The sequence below is a fragment of the Chthoniobacter flavus Ellin428 genome (assembly GCF_000173075.1).
GTDB classification, from domain to species: domain Bacteria; phylum Verrucomicrobiota; class Verrucomicrobiia; order Chthoniobacterales; family Chthoniobacteraceae; genus Chthoniobacter; species Chthoniobacter flavus.
This window is the reverse complement of record NZ_ABVL01000001.1, coordinates 113,906-133,167: the sequence shown is the minus strand read 5'-3', so window position 1 is coordinate 133,167 and position 19,262 is coordinate 113,906. Positions and strand designations below refer to the sequence as shown.

16 protein-coding genes are annotated in these 19,262 nt (G+C 60.7%); 8 read left to right on the top strand and 8 right to left on the bottom strand.

The window, feature by feature from the left end:
- Positions 1-50: 50 nt before the first annotated feature.
- The 5 genes from CFE428DRAFT_RS00570 to CFE428DRAFT_RS00550 all read right to left on the bottom strand — a co-directional run bounded on the left by CFE428DRAFT_RS00570 (position 51) and on the right by CFE428DRAFT_RS00550 (position 5,935).
- Positions 51-731 carry a response regulator transcription factor gene (locus CFE428DRAFT_RS00570; RefSeq protein WP_006977449.1) on the bottom strand — a complete coding sequence of 227 codons (681 nt, stop codon included), beginning with the start codon at positions 729-731 and terminating at the stop codon, positions 51-53.
- Positions 728-2,302 (bottom strand): sensor histidine kinase, encoded by a 1,575-nt coding sequence (locus tag CFE428DRAFT_RS32685; protein WP_049975501.1) that lies wholly within the window; start codon positions 2,300-2,302, stop codon positions 728-730. Before CFE428DRAFT_RS32685 ends, CFE428DRAFT_RS00570 begins: the two co-directional genes overlap by 4 nt.
- Before the next feature lie 43 nt (positions 2,303-2,345).
- Positions 2,346-3,782: a hypothetical protein gene (locus CFE428DRAFT_RS00560; protein WP_006977447.1), complete on the bottom strand. Its 1,437-nt coding sequence runs from the start codon at positions 3,780-3,782 to the stop codon at positions 2,346-2,348.
- Between the two features lie 96 nt (positions 3,783-3,878).
- Positions 3,879-4,676: a YdcF family protein gene (locus CFE428DRAFT_RS00555; RefSeq protein WP_006977446.1), complete on the bottom strand. Its 798-nt coding sequence runs from the start codon at positions 4,674-4,676 to the stop codon at positions 3,879-3,881.
- Positions 4,676-5,935: a NupC/NupG family nucleoside CNT transporter gene (locus CFE428DRAFT_RS00550; protein ID WP_006977445.1), complete on the bottom strand. Its 1,260-nt coding sequence runs from the start codon at positions 5,933-5,935 to the stop codon at positions 4,676-4,678. Before CFE428DRAFT_RS00550 ends, CFE428DRAFT_RS00555 begins: the two co-directional genes overlap by 1 nt.
- A gap of 88 nt (positions 5,936-6,023) precedes the next feature.
- Between CFE428DRAFT_RS00550 and CFE428DRAFT_RS00545 the strand changes: the two genes are divergently transcribed.
- Together CFE428DRAFT_RS00545 and tal are read left to right on the top strand one after the other, a co-directional pair.
- Positions 6,024-7,133 carry a site-2 protease family protein gene (locus CFE428DRAFT_RS00545; RefSeq protein WP_006977444.1) on the top strand — a complete coding sequence of 370 codons (1,110 nt, stop codon included), beginning with the start codon at positions 6,024-6,026 and terminating at the stop codon, positions 7,131-7,133.
- Positions 7,134-7,343: 210 nt separating this feature from the next.
- Complete coding sequence (gene tal, locus CFE428DRAFT_RS00540; RefSeq protein ID WP_006977443.1) at positions 7,344-8,336, top strand: transaldolase; 993 nt, start codon at positions 7,344-7,346, stop codon at positions 8,334-8,336.
- A 168-nt stretch (positions 8,337-8,504) separates the two neighbouring features.
- Here tal and nth read toward each other — a convergent pair whose 3' ends face one another.
- From nth to CFE428DRAFT_RS00525, 3 genes are read right to left on the bottom strand one after another with little or no spacing between them, the layout of a single operon-like run.
- Positions 8,505-9,146, bottom strand: coding sequence for an endonuclease III (gene nth, locus CFE428DRAFT_RS00535; RefSeq protein WP_006977442.1), 642 nt, complete (start codon positions 9,144-9,146; stop codon positions 8,505-8,507).
- Positions 9,143-9,418 (bottom strand): hypothetical protein, encoded by a 276-nt coding sequence (locus tag CFE428DRAFT_RS00530; RefSeq protein ID WP_006977441.1) that lies wholly within the window; start codon positions 9,416-9,418, stop codon positions 9,143-9,145. The genes nth and CFE428DRAFT_RS00530 overlap by 4 nt, the downstream gene beginning before the upstream one ends.
- A gap of 9 nt (positions 9,419-9,427) precedes the next feature.
- Positions 9,428-12,544 carry a tetratricopeptide repeat protein gene (locus CFE428DRAFT_RS00525; protein ID WP_006977440.1) on the bottom strand — a complete coding sequence of 1,039 codons (3,117 nt, stop codon included), beginning with the start codon at positions 12,542-12,544 and terminating at the stop codon, positions 9,428-9,430.
- A gap of 126 nt (positions 12,545-12,670) precedes the next feature.
- On the opposite strand from CFE428DRAFT_RS00525, the gene CFE428DRAFT_RS32680 reads away from it, so the two are divergent.
- The 6 genes from CFE428DRAFT_RS32680 to CFE428DRAFT_RS00495 all read left to right on the top strand — a co-directional run bounded on the left by CFE428DRAFT_RS32680 (position 12,671) and on the right by CFE428DRAFT_RS00495 (position 19,229).
- Complete coding sequence (locus CFE428DRAFT_RS32680; protein WP_006977439.1) at positions 12,671-13,381, top strand: phosphorylase family protein; 711 nt, start codon at positions 12,671-12,673, stop codon at positions 13,379-13,381.
- 171 nt (positions 13,382-13,552) lie between these two features.
- Positions 13,553-15,034 (top strand): hypothetical protein, encoded by a 1,482-nt coding sequence (locus tag CFE428DRAFT_RS00515; RefSeq protein ID WP_131989703.1) that lies wholly within the window; start codon positions 13,553-13,555, stop codon positions 15,032-15,034.
- A 119-nt stretch (positions 15,035-15,153) separates the two neighbouring features.
- Complete coding sequence (locus CFE428DRAFT_RS00510) at positions 15,154-15,660, top strand: RNA polymerase sigma factor (protein ID WP_006977437.1); 507 nt, start codon at positions 15,154-15,156, stop codon at positions 15,658-15,660.
- A complete protein-coding gene (locus CFE428DRAFT_RS00505) occupies positions 15,657-16,049 on the top strand; it encodes a hypothetical protein (RefSeq protein ID WP_006977436.1) in 393 nt (130 codons plus the stop codon). Before CFE428DRAFT_RS00510 ends, CFE428DRAFT_RS00505 begins: the two co-directional genes overlap by 4 nt.
- Complete coding sequence (locus CFE428DRAFT_RS00500; RefSeq protein WP_006977435.1) at positions 16,027-17,553, top strand: hypothetical protein; 1,527 nt, start codon at positions 16,027-16,029, stop codon at positions 17,551-17,553. Before CFE428DRAFT_RS00505 ends, CFE428DRAFT_RS00500 begins: the two co-directional genes overlap by 23 nt.
- A gap of 194 nt (positions 17,554-17,747) precedes the next feature.
- Positions 17,748-19,229, top strand: a complete 1,482-nt coding sequence (locus CFE428DRAFT_RS00495) for a hypothetical protein (RefSeq protein ID WP_006977434.1) — start codon at positions 17,748-17,750, stop codon at positions 19,227-19,229.
- Positions 19,230-19,262: the final 33 nt, after the last annotated feature.

Sequence of the window (19,262 nt, the reverse complement as noted above, 5' to 3'; positions counted from 1 at the left end):
CTTCGCAAGCTCAGGATGACAGCTGAAAAACGCTCGCTGGCGCCAAGGCGCTACGCCGCTCGATAGCGATAACCAACTCCCCGCACCGTCTCAATGATCGTCGGGTTCCCAGGGTCCGGCTCGATCCGTTTGCGCAGCTTGGCGATGTGCTGGTCGAGCGTCCGCGACTCGGGGAAATAATCCATCCCCCAGCAGCGATTGAGCAGCGTATCGCGATCCACGACCTGCCCAGTCTTCTCGTGCAGCAGCTCGAGAATTCCGGCTTCACGTGGGGAAAGATCGATCGTCGCCCCGGCTCGCTCTGCCCGGAGTTCCCGCGGATAGACGACGAGATCGTGCATGGCAAAACTCCGCACGCCATTCGAGCGGGCGTGCACGCGCCGCAACGCCGCACGAATCCGCGCGAGCAGTTCATGTTTGCCGAAAGGCTTGCGAATGAAATCGTCCGCTCCGAGTTGCAGGCCCACGACCACATCGATCTCCTCGCTCTTCGCGGAGAGAAACAGCACGGGCACCTGGGCATCGGCGGCGCGCACCCGGCGGCACACCTCGTAGCCATCCACCTGCGGCATCATGATATCGAGACACAACAAATCCGGCCGATGCTTTTCCCACAGCGCGAGCGCCTCGCCGCCGTGTCGTGCGGCGAGCGCGGTAAAACCTTCCGGCTCGAGGCACGCGCGCAGCGAGTCGAGCGTGATGGGATCGTCGTCAGCGAGGAGGATGGTCATGCAACGGAAATAGATTTCAGGGGTTCCGCGCGCGGAGCGGCGACGCGCAATTCAAAACACGCCCCGCGAGTCGAGGGCAACAGCCGCAACGTGCCGTGCATCGCGGTCGCCAGATCGCGCGCAATGGCCAGGCCCAGGCCCGTGCCGCTGGCGCCTTCATTGATCCGGCTGTCCAGCCGTTCGAAAGGACGGAAAATGCGCTCGGCGGATTCCGACGGAATTCCCGGACCTTGATCCGCGACGGTCACGGTGAGCACATCATCCTTCCACGCACCGCCGATTTCCACGAGGCCGCCGGAGACGTACTTCTCCACGTTCGAAAACAGGTTCGCGAGGATTTGCGCAAAAGCATCCGTATCCAGCAAACATGGCGCCGTGAGATCGCCGGCACGACGCACCTCCAGCGCGCGCCGGGCGAAAGACGGCGCAAATTGCTCCACCACCGTTGCAATCACACTCGCCGGCACGCAAGCGTGCGCTTCCGCCCGCAGCTTGCCCTGTTCGTGACGCGAGAAGGTGAGCACGTTGTCGATCAGTCGCCCGAGCCGCCGCGTTTCCTCCTGCACGAGCCCCAGCCGTCGCTCCGCATCCCGCGGTGTGTCGTCCAGCGCCTCCGAAGCCAGATCGAGATTGAGCAGGATGTTCGTGAGCGGGGTGCGCAACTCGTGCGAAACCCGATTCACAAACGATACCCGTTGTGCCGCCAGCGCCGCTGCCCGCCGCTGCTGTCCAAATATCAAAACGCCCAGCGAAGCGACAAACACCGCCAGCACGCCGCTCGTGGCCAGTGTCGCAACCGCATAATGGACGCGCGTCTCGCGCAGATCCCACGAAGCCAGGTCCCACGTCCCCAAGCGGCTCCGCAGGGGCAGCAGCAAGTCAGGCCGCTCCACTTGCGCACCGCCTTCCGCGAGCAGGGCCTGGCCATTGCGCGCACGAAACTGGTCCGGCCCACCGCCGACCCGCACCGGCGCGAAGCGGGATTCCGTCCACGCTTGCAACCAACGCTCCACCGCTTCCTCAACGGCGGTCTCGTCGACCAGAATCACTACGACTTCATTCGAAGCGACGCGTTGCCAGAACATCAACGGCTTGCCGGGCTCCTCGATCCAGCCGCTCCAGTTGGCGTCCTCGCCAAAAATCGTCCCGCGAGACACCAATACCGGTGTCCCGGGGGTGCGATTGCGTGAAGACTCATCAAACATCGGTACGGGGGTGTGCTCGCGCGGCGCGGCGGCGATGAGCACATGCACGTCGCCACCCACGTCCTTCGCATCACGGTGCAGCAGCGAGAATTGCCGCACACCGACGATGCGATCGGCGGCGCGTCGCACTTCGAAAGCGTCCGCCGGCTTCACGATCTGCGCGAGGCGCGTGAGGTGGCTTTCGTACAGGGTCTCAAGCCGCTGGAGCTCGAGCTGTAATTCACCGGCCAGGCGGCGCAATGCTTCGCGGTCGCGATCCACGCGAATGGTTTCCTCCGTCCGCGCAAGCCGCAAGCCGCCCGCGAGAATGACGGCGGCAAGGCCGAGCAGCAGGAGAAGTGTGGCGCGCGGACTAAGGGAGGACACAGGGCGAATGATGATCGCGAAATGGCGCGGGGACAAGCCGCCGTCAGGGCAGGTCGGCGGTGGCATGGACGAACAGCAGCCACGTGCGGCCTGTGTCCACCTGATCGTTGACCCCGTCGGCGCCGGGCGGATTCAGAGTGCTTACGAACTCCGTTCTTCCAGAGATTACTGTCTGCGAAGTCATTATTTTCGATGTTTGGAAGAGCGGCTGCGGCTGGTAATTCGCCCCGATGCCCGGCACTTTGAGCATCCCGCGAAAATGGACGTTCTGGATCACCTCGTTGATGTCCATTCGCTTGCCATCCTCGCGAAGCACCGGCTCGAACTCGACGGTGATGCCCGCGTTGCGAGTATCGAACTTCGTGCCGAAGCCGGGATCGCGCCGCGCGTTGGACGGCGTGTGCGAAAGCGTCAGGTTGCTGGTTTCGCCTTTGTTATCGGTGATCACGCCCGTCTCAGAGCTATTGGTCAGGCTCGGAGGATTGTATTCCGCCATGTAACGCACTTCCTGCACCTCTTCCACTACTTCGCGCTGCCCTGACTTCGTCCTCGCCGAAGTAACGAACTCGAGTTGGGCTTTTTTTCCCGCGAGCAGCGCCTGCACTTTTTCCCACGGCGCCTCGATCGAGGACGGAGAGATGAGAATGTCGCGCGCAGCCTCCCGGTCGAGAGAATAGCAACTGTAGATCAGGCTCGTCATGAGGGGGCCTTCCGGAATCGGCTCATTGCTCACCATGGGAGGAAACTTTTTGACCGTGGAATGGATAAAAGCCAGCCACACTTCGGCGGAGTCGGCACCCTGAGCCGCGGCTACGACCGGTGGCGGAGTCATGGAGCCAACGTAGAAGGGTTCGCCCGAGATCGCGCTCACCGAGGTGGTGATTTTTTGAGAGTGAAAGACGGGGTGCGAGGTCGGCGGATCGCCTGCCGCTCCCGCCTCATCGCGAAATCCCGCGAGGGTCACGCGGGTCGGGACGAAATTGAGATCACAGGTCCTGTTATCGGGCCCCACAACCGGCTCGAGCTCGAAAGTGTCGCCGACATTGCGTGATTCCCACAGTTCCGGCGTTGGCAGTGGATTTCCCCAACTAAACCCAGTGGCATAGCGGACTTCATCGATGGATTCGGTCAGCGCTCGCTGGCCGGATTTGGTGTCCAGCGCGGTCAGGATTTGCAGATGCGCCTTGCCCGCTTTTTCCATTTCCAGCACGCGCCGATAACGGGCGCCGCTGCCGGTTTCCGTCGCGAGGAGGCTGGCGGCGTCATTCCTGTTCAGCGAATAGGCGTCGAAAACGACCACCACTTCGGGGTTTTCCGCTCTCTGGCCGTTCGCCTTGGCGTTGCCGCCAGCGGCATCTTTCACAAAGGGGTCGCCGGTGGGTTTGGGCTGCGGGGTTTCAGTCGGTTTGGGCGCCGGTGTCTGGGCTTGCAGGGCGAGAGCCATTGCGCCGATGAGGAGCGTGGATGGGAGATACTTCATGGGGGCAGCATGCCTCGGCTGTTGAAACATTGCGTCAACGCTGCTTCTCCGGCGTGTAAAAGTTTCGTAAATCGGGATCGGAGCGCGTCCCGGCGATTATTTCGCGTTCTCCCCGTTAATCCACCCGCGATGGCGATACGTGTACCAGCCGATCTCTTCGTGGAGCCAGATGGCAATCTTGACGAAGCCATCATAGCGCGGCACGGAGAGGCCCGGCGGCGGTGGTGCGGTGGCCACGGTGGTGAGGAAATTGCAGGGCACAGGAATGACCTCGAGGCCTTGTGCGCGGAGGACGCCGGAGGCGCGCCGCATGTGAGAGGCCGAGGTCACGAGCAACACGCGATGCCAGCCGTGTTCTTTAGCGAGCGCGGCCGTCTTGAGCGCTTCATCGTGCGTGTCCTGATTTTCGCCCAACGGAATCATCGCGTCCTCGGGAATGCCCCACGTCTTGAACAAGTCGCGCACGATCTCGCTCTCGAATTTCCGCACGCCGTCGAGCTTGTTGACGTTACCCCCGAGCAGCAGCACCGGCGCCTTGCCGAGACGATAGACTTCGTGGGCCATGACGAGACGATCGCCCGCCTGGGTGAGATGCACGCCCAAGGCTTCGTAACGCGAGGGCGCGGAGCCGCCGCCGAGCATGACGATGGCATCCGCCTTCGGCAATTCGTCGATCTTCACCCCCGCGTACGGGCGCTCCAGCGAACCAAGCATGCGCCCGGCCAGCGAGGTGCTGCCCACGGCGGTCACCAGGATCACGCCGAGTGCCGCGAGGATCGCCGGGCCGCGCTGGCGCTTGAACGCGAGCCAGAAGGTGAGGACGAGGAGACACAGCCAGGTCAGGCCGAGCGGCTCCATGAGATAGATCAGTTGATGCAATATTCCGTCTGCCATTAGTCGATGAGCACGCCGATGACCGACGCGAAAAGATAACAAGCGATGAGCCCGGCGATCATCGCCCGCGGGCCCAGGCGCGCGAGGTCGTGACGCCGGTTGGGCGCCAAGGCCCCGATACCACCGATCTGAATCGCGATGCTCCCGAAATTCGCAAACCCGCAGAGTGCATAGCTGGCGAGCGTCACCGAGCGCTCGGCCAGAGCTCCTGGATGCGCCTGCACGTAATTCGACAGATCGAGATAGCCAACAAATTCATTGAGGACGATGCGCTCGCCGAGCATTTGGCCGATCACCCCACAGTCCTTCGCCGGCATTCCCATCATCCAGGCAAAAGGTGCATTCACCCATCCAAGGAGTTTTTGGAGCGTGACTGGCGTGACGACGCCCAAGCCCGACTGCAATCCCGTCAGGAGGATATTCAGTAGAGCGACCATCGCGACAAACGCGATGAGCATGCCCATTACGTTGATCGAAAGCATTATCCCTTCGCTCGCTCCCTGGCAGAGCGCGTCGATGCTGTTGATGGTTTTGCGGTCGATTTGGAAATGATGGAGTTGGCCGGTTTCGCTCTTCTCCGTCTCGGGAAACATCACCTTGGCCACGAGGAGACCAGCGGGTGCGCCGAGCACGGAGGCCGTGACGATGTGGCCGGCGTTGACGCCCTTCATGCCGGCATACACGGCCATCACGCCGGAGGCGATGGTAGCCATGCCGGTGGTCATCAGCGCCATTACTTCGCTCTGCGTCATCTTCGCGAGGTACGGCTTGATCACGAGCGCCGCCTCGGTCTGGCCGAGGAAGATGTTGCTCGCGCCCGCGAGGCTCTCGCTGCCGCTGGTCCGCATGGCTTTTTGCATCACCCAAGCCATCGCCGCCACCACGCGCTGCAGGATGCCCCAGTGGTAGAGCAGGGAGGAAAGCGAGGAGATGAAAATGATCGTCGCGGAGATCTTGATCACGAGGATCACCGCGTTCTCCGGGCCGAATGCAGCGGAGAGAGCCTTGTCCTGGGCCAATGGACCGAACACCAACGCCGCTCCTTGAAAGGCGCTTTCATTGAGCTGGCCGATCGCCGTTTGCGCGCCATCGAAAAGCTTTCGACCGATCGGAGTTTTGAGAATGAAAAGCGCGAAGAAAAATTGCAGCCCCAAGCCCCAGAGCACCGTGCGCCACGGAAACAGCCGGCGGTTATTGGAAAGCAGCCAGGCCAGCGCGAGGAAAACAACGATCCCGAGCAGGCTAATGAGGCGGAGCATGGCCGCCCACAGTAGAGAAATGGGTCCGAGTGGGGAGCTTTTTTGATCGGCATCGAATTCAAAAGGGGAGATAGCATCCTTTTGAAATATGGATGCCAGTGTTCGCCTGCTTTTGGTCCTTGCGGCGGTCGTGATCGGCCTGTACCTCGGGCTTTTTATTCATCTATGCGGACATCTGCTCGGTGCGGTGCTCGTCGGCTTGAAACCGCTGACGTTCCGATTAGGAGGTGGAAAACAAACAGCGCTTCTGCGCTGCGGGGATTTGCATTTTCAGCTCCGGCTCTTTCCCGTAGGTGGGTTCGTGGTCGCGGTTACAAATACCGCGGCTTGGTTTCGGCTCAGAGTGTTCACTTTTATTATTGCCGGGCCGATTGCGTCCTTGGCCAGCGCTTGGATGCTTTGGTGGGTCGTGGAGCAGCCACAGGTTTTTTCCACCCTCCCTTCCTGGGCGAGCGATACCCTGCCTTTTGTGCTCGGTACCCAAGCGGCATTATTTCTGGGTTCGATCGTCCCTCGGCGGGTTTGGATGTACGGGACTTGTTTCCAGAGTGATGGCGCGGAGTTGTGGATGTGCCTCCGGATGACCCGGGTCCAAGTTGCGCAACGGCTGATCAGCCAACTCCGGAATACCGCAGGGATCTACTTTGCCCGCGGTGAAGAGGAACGTGCACTGCAGCTTTTGGAGGAGGCCGGTAAGCGGGAAGGCTGCGAGCCATCGGACCCACGCCGGCAGTGGATTTGTTGGCTGCTCTCGGCGGGGAAAAAGGCTCAGGCAGATACCGCGATCAAAGCCTTTCTCGATGACGCTTGCGCGCTCGGCCTATCGTATAGTCGTGGTCTGGATGCCCTCGCTTCCATTCCTTTGTATACCGGATTGTCGGGTTTCCTGGAACCTGCGCTGGGTTACATCGATGAAGCTATTCGGGTGGATCCCGAGGCGATCACGTTAAAGGGCACGAAAGGGGCGCTCTTGGTGGAGGTCGGGAGGTGCCAGGAAGGCATGGAACTGCTGCAGGAGGTAATGGCGCGCACGGATGAGAAGGAGGACTTGGCAATCGGCTCTTACTATATCGCGCTGGCCATCCATAAAATGGGCGGCCTGCAGAAAGCGCGGCTACTTCTGGAGGAGGCGACCCGGCGATACCCACGTTGCCAGGTGCGCACCCACGTCACCGATTTGTGCAGAAAATCGTCTTAATCGGGGCGCCTGAACCGCTGATCCAGGCAACATCTCGGGTGGCAACGAGGCGATCTGAGACGTTGCTTACTGCGCAAGATGCTAAATAGGAGCGGCTTACGATGGCCGATGAGCAAAACGCCGGGTTCGGCATGAAAAAATATCGTTTTGCCCGGGACCAGCCCGCCGTTAGTATATTAGGCTGAACCACTACCTAAAGAGATCGATATTATGAGTACCGCTACCGCAGAAGCACCCACCGGAACGAAATTGAGCCAGCTCGATGCATTGAAAAAGCTGACCAAAGTCGTGGCCGACACGGGCGACTTCGAGTCCATGCGCGACTATAAACCGCAGGACGCCACCACCAACCCCAGCCTCATTCTCGCCGCGGCGAGCAAGGCCGAATACGCACACATTCTCGACAAGGTCGTCGCCGACCGCAAGAGCAGCGGCCTGACCGGCCATGCGCAGATCGAAGACATCACCGATCATCTGCTCGTCAGCTTCGGCCTTGAAATCCTCAAGATCGTCCCCGGCCGCGTTTCGACCGAGACGGATGCGCGCCTTTCTTTCGATACCCAAGGCAGCATCGACAAGGCCCACCAACTCATCGCCCTCTACGAAAAGAACGGCATCTCGCGCGACCGCGTCTTGATCAAGATCGCTTCCACGTGGGAAGGCATCAAGGCCGCCGAAGCTCTCCAGAAGGAAGGCATCCATTGCAACCTCACGCTCCTCTTCTCCATGGCTCAGGCGATCGCTTGCGCCGAGGCGAAAGTGCAGCTCATCTCGCCGTTCGTCGGCCGCATTCTCGACTGGTTCAAGGCCTCGACGAAGAAGGACTACACGCCGACGGAAGACCCGGGCGTGAAGTCGGTGACCGAGATCTACAACTACTACAAGAAGTTCGGCTACAAGACCGAGGTCATGGGCGCGAGCTTCCGCAACAAGGGTGAGATCACCGAGCTCGCCGGCTGCGACCTGCTGACGATCAGTCCCTCGTTGCTCGGCGAACTTTCCGCCAGCACCGACGAGCTGCCGAAGAAGCTCGACGCGGCGGCTGCGCAGGGGCTTCAGCTCAAGCAGGTCCACCTCGACGAGAAGACCTTCCGCTTCCAGCTCAACGAAGACGCGATGGCCACGGAAAAGACGGCGGAAGGCATCCGCAAGTTCGCCGCGGACATCGTGAAGTTCGAGCAGCTCATCGCGAGCAAGCTGTAAGCGAGAGAGACATCGCTAAATTCACAAAGGGCGCTTCCGCAAGGGAGCGCCCTTTTTGTTGGCTGGGGATATTTTTAACCGCGAATGGACGCCAATAGACACGAATCTTACTGGCGCCCCCGCTTTTGAAATTCGCGTTCATTGGCGTCCATTCGCGGTTTTCCTTCTCTACTTCTTCACCTTCCCCGCGCTGGGGCAGATTTCCTTCAATTCACACCCCGGGCAATCCGGCTTGCGAGCATAGCAACGGCGACGGCCGTGCCAGATGAGCCAATGGCTGAAGAGCGTCCACTTGTCCTGCGGGACGAGCTTCATCAGGTCCTGCTCGATCTTCACCGGGTCGGCGTGTTTCGTGAGGCCGAGCCGGGCGCTGAGTCGCTGCACGTGGGTATCCACCACGACACCGATATTGATGTCGTAGGCGTTGCCGAGGACGACGTTGGCCGTCTTGCGCCCCACGCCGGCCAGCGCGGTGAGGTCGTCCATGGTGCGCGGCACGTCACCGCCGTGCTTCTCGACCAGCCCCTGACAGCACGCCTTGATGTTCTTCGCCTTCGACCGGTAGAAGCCTGCGGTCTTGATGAAATCCTCGAGCTGCTCCTGTGGCAGCGCGACGTAATCCGCGGCGGTGTGGCAGGTGCGGAAGAGATCCTTGGTGACGATGTTCACGCGCTTGTCGGTACACTGCGCGGAAAGGATCGTGGCGATGAGGAGCTCGAGCGGATTGGTGTAGTCCAACTCGCAATGCGCATCCGGATAGGTACGTGCCAGGATCTGGCAGACGGCCTCGGCGCGTTCGGCGCGGGTCACTTCCGTTTCGCCGGGGTGGGCGTGGCCGGCAGCGGCCCAAGCACTTTCAGCTTGGCCTTGGCCTCCGCGACATGCTCGGAGTCCGGATACTTGGTGATCAATTCATTGTACGCCTTGATCGCCTCGATCTTTTGATGTTGGCGGAAATCATCGACCTTTTTCTTTGCGAGCTCAGCCGCGGTTTTTTTTTGCTGGCACGCGCTGAAGGAGAAAACGCCGGCCAACGCGAGGAGGTAGAAGAGCTTTTTCAGCAACGAGTGGGGAGACAACATCCGCGATGATTATTTCTTGGCAGTGGCAGCCGGATTCGTGCCCGCGGGTTTGGGTTTCGGAGTCGTGGCTCCCTTGGGGGCTGCGGTCGGTTTGGGGGTGGGGGTCGGCATGGGGTACTTGCCGGTGGATTGACCCTCCAGCAATTCCGCCCCGCGCCAGAGGCCTTCCGCGGCGACCTTGGGCACGCCGGTGTAGAAGACGGAGATCTTGATGTAATTGTCGATGGCCAGCGGGATGCGGCCGTTGTCCTTGTGAATGTCGCCCAGCAGGAGCATCGAGCGGGCGCGCAACTCGGCGGGCGCCTTCTGCGCCTTGATCACTTCCTGGATGCGCTTGATCGCTTCTTCGTCGTCGTGCTTCTCGTGCAAGGCAACGGCGATACCGTAATTCACCTCGAGCATCTTGGGCGACCACGGGAAATTCGCCTCCAGTTCGGAGAACATCTTGCCACCCTTTTCCTTGCTCGCGGCGTCGCCCTTGGACTGGTAGGCCTTGCCCAGGCCGGCGAGGACGATGGCGTGCGCTTCCTGGTATTCGCGAGGCGCCTTTTTTGGGTCGCCGCTGATTTTGTAATCCTTGTCGAGCTTCTCGTAGACCTTGATGGCTTCGTCGACCTTCTTGTTGTCGATCAGCGCCTCCCCGTAGAGGTCGAGGTCTTCGGGGGCAAACTTCAGCTCCGGCTTGTACGCAGCCGCCATCTGCTCCATGGCCTTCTTCTTGTCCTTGTCGTAGGTCAGCGCGGCGAGGGTGAAGAGAATCTTGGCCTTGGTGTTCGGCTTGCTGGAGAATTTCTCCGCCAGGTCCTTGAAGTATTTCTGGATGTCTTCCTCGCTCCGCAGCCTGACCTGCTGCTGGGCGCGCTGGTCATCCATGATGGTATTCAGCGCTTTGGCGACCTGCGGGCTGTCCGGGAATTCCGTGAGTAGCTTCTCCGCGGCTTGGAGGCTCTTTTCGATGCCCTTCTTCCACTCGGTGCGCTTCGCTTCCTCGATGGCGAGATACGTTCCCTGCGAGTCGGTGTAGCCTTTCCAGAGCGCGGCGAGCTTGAGCAACGCGTCGGGCGTGCTTGGGTCCTTCGGCTTCTTGGCCACGAACTCCTCGTAGGTGGCCACCGCATCCATACCGCCGTCCTTCTTCATCGTCTGGATCTGGGCGATGAAATCGTAGGCCTGGAAGAGCGCCGGACTATTCGGGTAGTTCTTGATGAACTCCTTCATGGTCGTGACGCAGTCGTCGTACTTCTGTTCCTTCTGCAGAATGCTCGCGCGCTCGAAATAGCTGAACGGCGCCGGGTCGCTCTTCGGGAAATCGGTGGCGACTTTCTTGAAAGTATTGAGCGCCTCGCTGGCCTGGTTGGTGCCGGCCTGTGCCTTGCCGAGGGCGAAGAGGGCCGCGGGCGTGTACTGGCTCTTCGGGTATTTCTTGAAGAACGACTCCAGCTCCGGGATCGCGCCCTTCGCATCCGTCTCGGAAAGCATCTGCCCGACCTGGTAATGCGCCTGCTCGGCCTGCGGGGTGCCAGAAAATTTGTCGCGCACTTCTTTGAACTGCTTGATCGCTTCGGCCACCTTGCCGGTCTTGGCGTAGATCGTGCCGAGATAGAAATTCGCGTCGACGGCGAGATCCTTCGGCGGGTTCTTCGAGAGCGTGTCTTTCAACGCGGCGATCGCCGGGTCGAATTGCCCGAGCTCGATCTGCGCCCCCGCGCGGGCCAGCACCATTGACCCGAGCAGCTTGCTCTTCGGGTACATCTTGATGCCTTCGTCGAAGTAGTGGATCGCCTTCGGAGCATCCTTGTGCTTCTCCGAGAGGAACATCGCGCCCATGGCCAGCGGGAGATTTTCCGCCATGGCATCGGCATGATAGGCCTTCTCGAAGGCGTCGTATTTCTCCACCGCCTTGTCGATGATGTTCTGCGCGGCGTAGCTCATCACCACGAAGTATTCCGCCTGCTTTTTGTCGTTGGCGTCATCGAGCGCGCCCACATTTTCCATCTGGGTGTAGAAGACGCGGACCTCGTCCCACTTGCCCTGGCTGAAAAAGATGATGCCCGTGCGGAGTTTCGCGGTCAGGCTCTGGTCGGCGGTTCCCTGAATCTGTGCGAGCCGCTCGGTTTCCTTGTCGATGATCCGCTTGTAACGCTGGAAACCGGCCATGTCGTGGGCCGCGAGCCGCTGGGTGCGCAATTCGCTGAATTGCTGGATGCGGGCCTTTTGCGCAGCCACGACGCTGTCCTTGCTCGCCACCAGGCGAAACGCGTCCAGCGATTTGTTGAACATCTCCTCGCGTTGTTTCTTTTCCTCCGGCTTTTCCATGAACCCGGCGCGTCCCATGAGGAGTTCGCCGATCTGGAATTGCGCATCATTCATCAGCGCGACATTTTGCCGCTTGGTGATGATGTCGCGGAAAAGCTTCTCCGCCTCGTCGAATTCCGCATCGGCTTTGGCCGCCTCGGGGCCGGGCTTCTGCTTTTCGCTGGTTGCCTTCGCGGCCATGGTCAGGCCGAGCAGATACTCGCTGTCCTGCACCGTGGGGCTTTGAATGAACTTGGCAAGGTTGGCCTTCAGCGCGGTGATAGCCTCGTCGTAACGGGAGAGCTGGAAGAGGGCGAGCGACTTGCCGTAGGTGGCCGACTCAGCTTCTTCGCTGTTCGGATACTTGGCGAGAAAGGCGTCGAACCCCTTGACCGCGTCGTCCAGCGTCGTCTTGCGGCGCTGGTCTTCCGGGGCCATTTTCGCGGCCTTCGCGGAGAGAGCCTGCGCCGTCATGCTCAGGGCGAGTTCGGCAGTCGGCGCGTATTCCGCCGGCAGATTTTTCGCATCGAGCACCTTCTTAAAATCGGCGATCGCCTGGTCGTATTCGCCGGCGAGATAGAAACTATAGCCCGCGCTGAAATTCGCCTGCGGCACGGTTGGCACCTGCGGGAATTTCTTCACCAACTCTTCAAACTTGGCCGCCGCGTCGGCGTATTTGCCCTGATCGAAAAGCTGCTGGGCTTCCGCCATCATCTGCTGATCCAGCGTTTGGGGAGCGGCTGGGGCCTGCGCCATTGCCGGACCGGTCCCGAGGATCGAACTGGCTAGGCAGACGATGGCAGTCGGGGCGAAACGGCGATCAAAATGCATAGGGAGGAATGCGAAAGGTGCCGGAACATAACGAAGCCGTTTTGCGATGACTACCCATTTTCTCGCTAATAAAGGGGGAATCCGCTTTTTTCTGCAGCCGCGTGGCTTCAGCCGCTACCCATTTTGATGCCGACCTCATCTTCCATCCTCGTCACTTTTGCCCTGCCGGAGGAAAGCCAGGACTTCCGCCGGGCACTGCGCGATGGGGAGAGAAAGGAGGAGATTGGGGTGGAGCATTTCGGTGTCGGACCGGCGATGGCCGCGTCGCGGATCGAGGGCTTTCTAAAGGAGCAGAAACCGCGGTTGTTGATTTGTGCGGGTTTTGCCGGCGGTCTCGATCCGAAGCTGGGCATCGGCGACCTCGTCGTGGCGGAGAACCTTTGTTCCGAAGAAATCCTCGCCCGCGCCCGTCAATTGGGTCCCGGTCATTCTGGCGTCGCTTTTGGTTCCATCGTCAGCCGGGCGATGCCGGTGGAGACCGTTGCCGATAAAGCAGCGCTCTTTCGCGAAACCGGTGCCCTGGCCGTGGACATGGAAAGTGAGGCGATCACCGCCGTTTGTCGGGCGCATGGAGTGCCCTTGCTCGTGGTCCGGACCCTGAGCGATCCTGCCGGGGACGACCTGCCGGTGCCCTTCGCGGATTGGTTCGATATCGAAGACCAGCGTCCCCGCGTTCTCGGTCTCTTAAAATACTTGGCCCTGCACCCCGGCCGCATCGGCCCCTTCGCCCGTTTCGTCCGCGGTCTGACCCCGGCACGCCGGGCATTAGCGAAGTTTCTTTTTGGTTTTCTGGAGGGAGTGGTCGGAAGCGAATCGGACCACGCTAACCTCCTCTGACCGCAGGAAGCAAATGCGGTAGCCGGGCTCAGTGAGCCCGACTGCAACGCCGCGGTGTCGCACGGGAGTGGGGGCTATCGCGCTCCGAGATCGCTGAGGTTCAAGTGAGATGTTCCACGCTGGGCGTGCGCGGGATTGTCGCCATGGTTTTGTCTCTTACACTTCCCCGGCGTGTCTCAACCTCCCGATTTGCCGAGTAGTGTTCGTTCCAAGAGAAACATTGCGGTGTGGATCTTATGGGGTTGTTTCTTGTTTCCGGTGTTCGCTGCCGTGCTCATCCCGGCTTATTACATTGAAGAGAAAACCCGCGGTAAAATGCAGTGGGAGAGGTATGAGATGGAGGCCAAAGGCCGCGGGGTGAAGCTCGATTTCATAGACTTCATTCCGCCAAAAGTTCCGGAGGCTGAAAACTTCGCAAGCATGCCCGTTTTCGAGGCCTGCGCTCATGCGGTTGATAGCGGTCAAAGCGCGCCGAATCCCTTTGAATTGCCGAAGCCGACGATAGGCGGGATCCCAAAAAACAGCGATTCCAACAAGCAAAAGCCGGTCGATCTGGTCGCCTGGCAGAAGTATTTTGTCGAAACCAAGATATTACCCGCGGCTGGTGACAATGTGGCGGCGGATGTATTGAAGGCGCTGGATACTTTTGCCGATCCGCTGAGCCAACTCCGCGAGGCCGGCCACCGGCCACATTGCCGTTTTCCTATCCATTGGGAGAAAGGGCCGGGAGCAGAACTACCGCAGTTTGAAGTTCTGCGAGCGGCCGCCAAGTTGTACGCCCTCCGGCTCAATGCGCACCTCGCGATAGGCGACCATGCCGCCGCCTGTGCCGATTTCCACGACGCAATGGCCCTGGTCCGGGTCATCCGTCGCGAGCCGTCGATGATTGCTGGATTGGTTCGCAGTGCGACAACCGTGCTGATGCAAAACGCGGTATGGGACGGACTGGCCGAACATCGCTGGACGGACGCCGACCTGCGTGCGATCGACGCCGATCTCGTTCATTTGGATTGGCTGGATGATGAGCTCTTCTCCATGGCCAGCGAACGTGCTGCCTGCAACGAGGTGGCCGACATAGTAATTCGAAGGCCACACGAACTCGACAACCTGAGCAAAGAGAACGATGCCGAGATGAAGCGCTTCCTTAGTGTGTATCCCACCGGGTGGTTTTACTTCAGCAAACTGCGCATGAATCGACTCTTCGACGAAATGGCCGCGCGGGTCGATCCCGCGGGCCATCGTTTTCACGGCGATCGGAAAATTACCCATTCCGCTCCCTCCATCGTCGATCCTCTTGAACGCATACGCTATATGCTCTTCGTCGTACTCACGAGTGTGTATGAGGACGGCGAAGCGCATTTCGTGCATGCTGCCGCCATGACCGACGAGACGCGGCTGGCCTGTGCGCTGGAGCGTTTCCGGCAGGCACGAGGAGAATTTCCGCAAACGCTCGGTGAACTCACGCCGCAGTTCATCGACCGCGTCCCCGCCGATGTGGTCAATGGCGAACCGTACCATTATCGGCTAACCGACGACGGCAGTTTCGTGCTCTATTCCGTCGGCACAAACTTGCGCGACGATGGTGGGGTGATCGATCCGGGTCTGAAGTGGTCCAAGCAGCTCGATTGGGTCTGGCGCTATCCGGCGAAATAGCGCCTCTCGCGGGACGGCGCCTGCTTCCAAACCGATCTCGTCATCCGAAGCCCGGCGATGGATATTGTCCCGCGGATTTAGACAAATCCTCGCGCACGGCGCGTCTTACGCCCGAAGTCATGTCCCCCGATCTGCGCCAGCTCTACGACGAACACGCCCCCGCGCTGTTCGCCTTTCTGCTGAATTTCACGCGTCGGGAGGCGGATGCGCGGGACACCTTGCAGGAGCTCTTTCTCAAACTCATCGCGCGACCGCAGTTGCTCACCGGCGTCCAGAATACGCGGGCTTTTTTGCTGCGCCTCGCCCATCGACTGGCCATCGATACCCACCGTCGCAGCACGGTGCGCGAGGCTGCGATCGAGCGTGCCGCGGCGGAACCGGTGGCGCTGTTTCACAGCGCGACTGACCCGGATGAAGGCGCCTTTCGTTCCGCGCTCGCGGAAGCCCTGGCCGAACTTCCCGCCGAACAGCGCGCCGTCGTGCATCTCAAGCTGTGGGAGCAAATGACCTTTGCGGAAATCGCCGAGGCGCTCGACATCCCGGCCAATACCGCGGCGAGCCGCTACCGCTACGGCATAGACAAACTGCAGGCCCTGCTGCGTCCCCTTTATGAAGAACTGCGATGAACGAATTTGAGCGCAAACTCAGCCAGCAAATTTTCCGCCCGCCCCCGGCGGATTTGCGCGCGACGCTTTTCGGCGCGTCCCCGCTCGCTGCCGCCTCCGCGCCGCCGGCGCTCTGGACCTGGCGCGATTGGTTCTGGCCCTCGCCGCAGGCTTGGGGCGCATTGGCTGCGCTGTGGGTGGTTTTTGTCGTGCAGCAGTGGGATCATCGCCCGCCTCGTTCTCCGGAAGGCGCCGCGCTGCGGGGACTCTCTGCCGTGGTGCAATGGTCTAATAGCGAACTGACTTCGCCAGAATCCACCCCGTCGGCGGAACTGCGCGCGGAAGACACGACCCTGCTCGCTTTCCATAGCTCGCAAGAATTGCACCATGCCCTCGATTCCCTCCACTGACGTGCCTCTCGCGGCCCGCCGTCCACGGTATCGGCTCCGCAAAATCCTGGCCATCGGGTTCTTCGTCGTTGCGCTGCTGGCCACCATCATCGCGGGTTTCTACCTCATCGAGAGAAACCGCGGGCGTGCGCAGTGGCAGCTGTACCAGGCGGAAGCCCGCGAACGTGGAGCGAAGCTGACCCTGCAGGAATATGTGCCTCCGCCGGTTCCGGATGCAGAGAACTTCGCCGCCATCCCGATCTTCGAAGACACCTTCCGCGCCGCGGTCGAGCATCGGCCGATCCCCAATCCGTTTGCCCTGCCCGAGTCGGGCGCAATCATGCCCTCGCTCGGCGATGCGGTTTTGAACAAGCCGCTGGATCTCGCCGCGTGGCAAAAGTTTTTCGTCGCGACGAAGACCTTGGACCGAGCGGGCGATAATCCTGCCAGGGACGTGTTGCGCGCGCTCGAACGTTACACTCCGGGACTGGAGCAATTACGCGAGGCGGGCACGCGGCCTTTCTGCCGATTTCCGGTCCGCTGGGAGGACGGGGTCATGGCCATGCTGCCGCATCTTCATCTGTTTCCGAGCGCGGCAAGGATTTATGCGTTGCGCATGGGTGCACATCTCGCGCTGGGCGACACGGCGGCCGCGGGGGAGGATTTTCGCGGCGGACTGAGGTTGCATTCCGCGTTGTCCGACGAGCCCAGTCTCGTGGCCGGACTCGTGCGCCTGGCCGTTCTCAATACCATGGAAAATGCGCTCTGGGATGGACTGGCCAAACGGCAATGGACAGACGCCTCCCTGCGCCAAATCATCGACGACCTCGCCGTGCCGCATTTGTTTGCCGAATACGAATTTGCCATCGGCAGCGAACGCGCCTTCGACAATCTGGTCCATGAGCAACTGCGCAGCACGGACGCTGGGAAGCTGCGTGAAGTGGTCTTGATCGGCAATAACGGCGTGTCGGCGAACGAGGACCAGATGAGATGGAAGGGCGCGCTCCTTTCCGCATATCCGAGCGGGTGGACCTATTTCAGCCAGGTGCGCTCCAACCGCTACATCGATGAAATGCTCGCCCGGGTTTCCGTCGATCCACCGCGCATTTTTCCGGAGCGTGCCATACCGGCCCGCCCCGACAATACGATCACCCGATTCCAGCGGCTGGCCTATCTGCCTTTTTACCTGTTGGTCCCGGCGCTGGAGGAAATGGAGCGCACCTATGGCCGCAGCCAGACGCTTCTCGACGAAACGCGGCTCGGCTGTGCGCTCGAGCGCTGCCGCCTCGCGCAGGGGAGCTATCCGCCATCGCTCGACGCCCTCGCACCCAGCGAGCTCTTCGCCCTGCCGCGCGATGTCATGAATGGCGAACCGTTGCACTACGAGGTGGATGCCGACGGCGGATATCGCCTGTGGTCGGTTGGATGGGACCTGCGCGACGACGGCGGTAAGACCAATCCCCAGCGCGGCGCCAAACAGCAACTCGACTGGATCTGGAACCTGCCTGCTCCGGCGAAGCCGTGAACGGGATATGAGGATGGAGGAAATGAGACGCAGAGGCGCTGTCGAGGCGACATGGGACCGTGAGACAATCGGACAATAAGACACTCCTTCGTCCGCGCATCGCGTTGCCTCCCAGTCTGATTGTCCCCCTCTGCGTCTCAGCGGCCTCTGCGTTTATTCCTTTTCCCACCGGCCGCCCCCGATAGCCTGCGTCCATGCGCAGGCACCCTTGGCTCACGGCGGCGATTGTTCTCTTCGTGCTCTGCGTAGGGACATTCTTCGCCTTTGAATGGCACTCCGAGAAACGCTGGCAACGTTATGCCGCCGAGGCGCGGGCGCATGGAGTGAAGCTGATGATCACGGATTTCATGCAGCCGCCGATTACCGATAACGCCAACTTTGCCAGTCTGCCGATGTTGCAAAAGATGTTTGCCGATCCAAATGCGGAAATCCCATTGAGCCTGCCCAGGAAAAAGGACGCCAAACAAGTCACCGTGGGAAACTTCACGTCTACGCTGGACTCTCTGCCCAAGTTCGGTGATCCCCTCAAATCGCAGCCGATCGACTGGCAGCAATGGCAGCAGTATTTTTGGGAAGCCGGCTACCTGCCGGAAAAATCTGATGATTCCGTTCGCGACGTGCTTCGTGCACTCGAACACTACGCGCCCGAATTTCAGCAGTGGAGTGAGTGGCGCACGCGAACGCAGTGTCGGTTCCCGATGGATTGGTCGAAAGCGAAAATGCCTTCGCCGCATCATTTTACCGTCATGCGGAATGCGGCGAAGCTTTTTGCCTTGCGCATGCGCGCACATCTCGCATTGCACGATTCCCGGGCGGCCTACGCGGATTTTCAGGATGGCCTGCAGGCTTATCGTGCTCTGCGCCATGAGCCCACGTTGATCGATGGCCTGGTCCGAAATTCCGTGCTGCACATTTTGTTCGCCGCGGTGGGAGATGGTTGCAAGGACCACGCGTGGACCGATGAAGATTCCGGAAAGATCGAAGCGGACCTCGCGAGTATTCAGGCGTGGGATGACTGCAAGTTCGCCCTGGCCAGTGAACGTGGCCATTTCAATAACACCATGGAAACCTGGCTTCGCGCCTCGATGCGCGAGCGCGGCGAAATGTTCTCGGCCTATGCCGATCTGGGTTTCGAGGCGCCGTCGAAGACGCAATTGTGGGTGGCCGGAATGTATCCCCGAGCGATGGTTCGGGATAATCAGTACTGGCAGAATCGCTATTTCGATGAACTCCTGGGGCGCATCGATACCGACCGGCAAACGATCCATCTTGATCGCGCGACTCCTTCCGCGATAGGCCCGCCGACCGACAGCTTTGACGCCTTTCACTATTTTCCCATTCGCAGCAGTCAGGGCGCCTACGCCGAGGTGGAGCGTCGCTACATCACCTTGCAAACGATGCTCGATCAAACGCGCCTGGCCTGTGCGCTGGAGCGTTTCCGGGCGAAGCACGGCGCCTATCCCGTCGCGCTCGCGGAACTCGTCCCGGACTTCATCGCCGCCGCGCCAAACGACGTTTATGCGAGCGCGCCGTATCGTTACCGGCGAATCGGTGAGACCTCTTTCCAGCTCTACGGCGTCGGCAAGAATCGAAAGGACGACGGTGGATTCATCGCTCCCCGCCTACCGGAAAATCAACAACTCGACGCCATCTGGCTTTACGCGCCGTCGCGTTGAGCTTTCCAGCTACGCTTCACTTTCATTTCGATC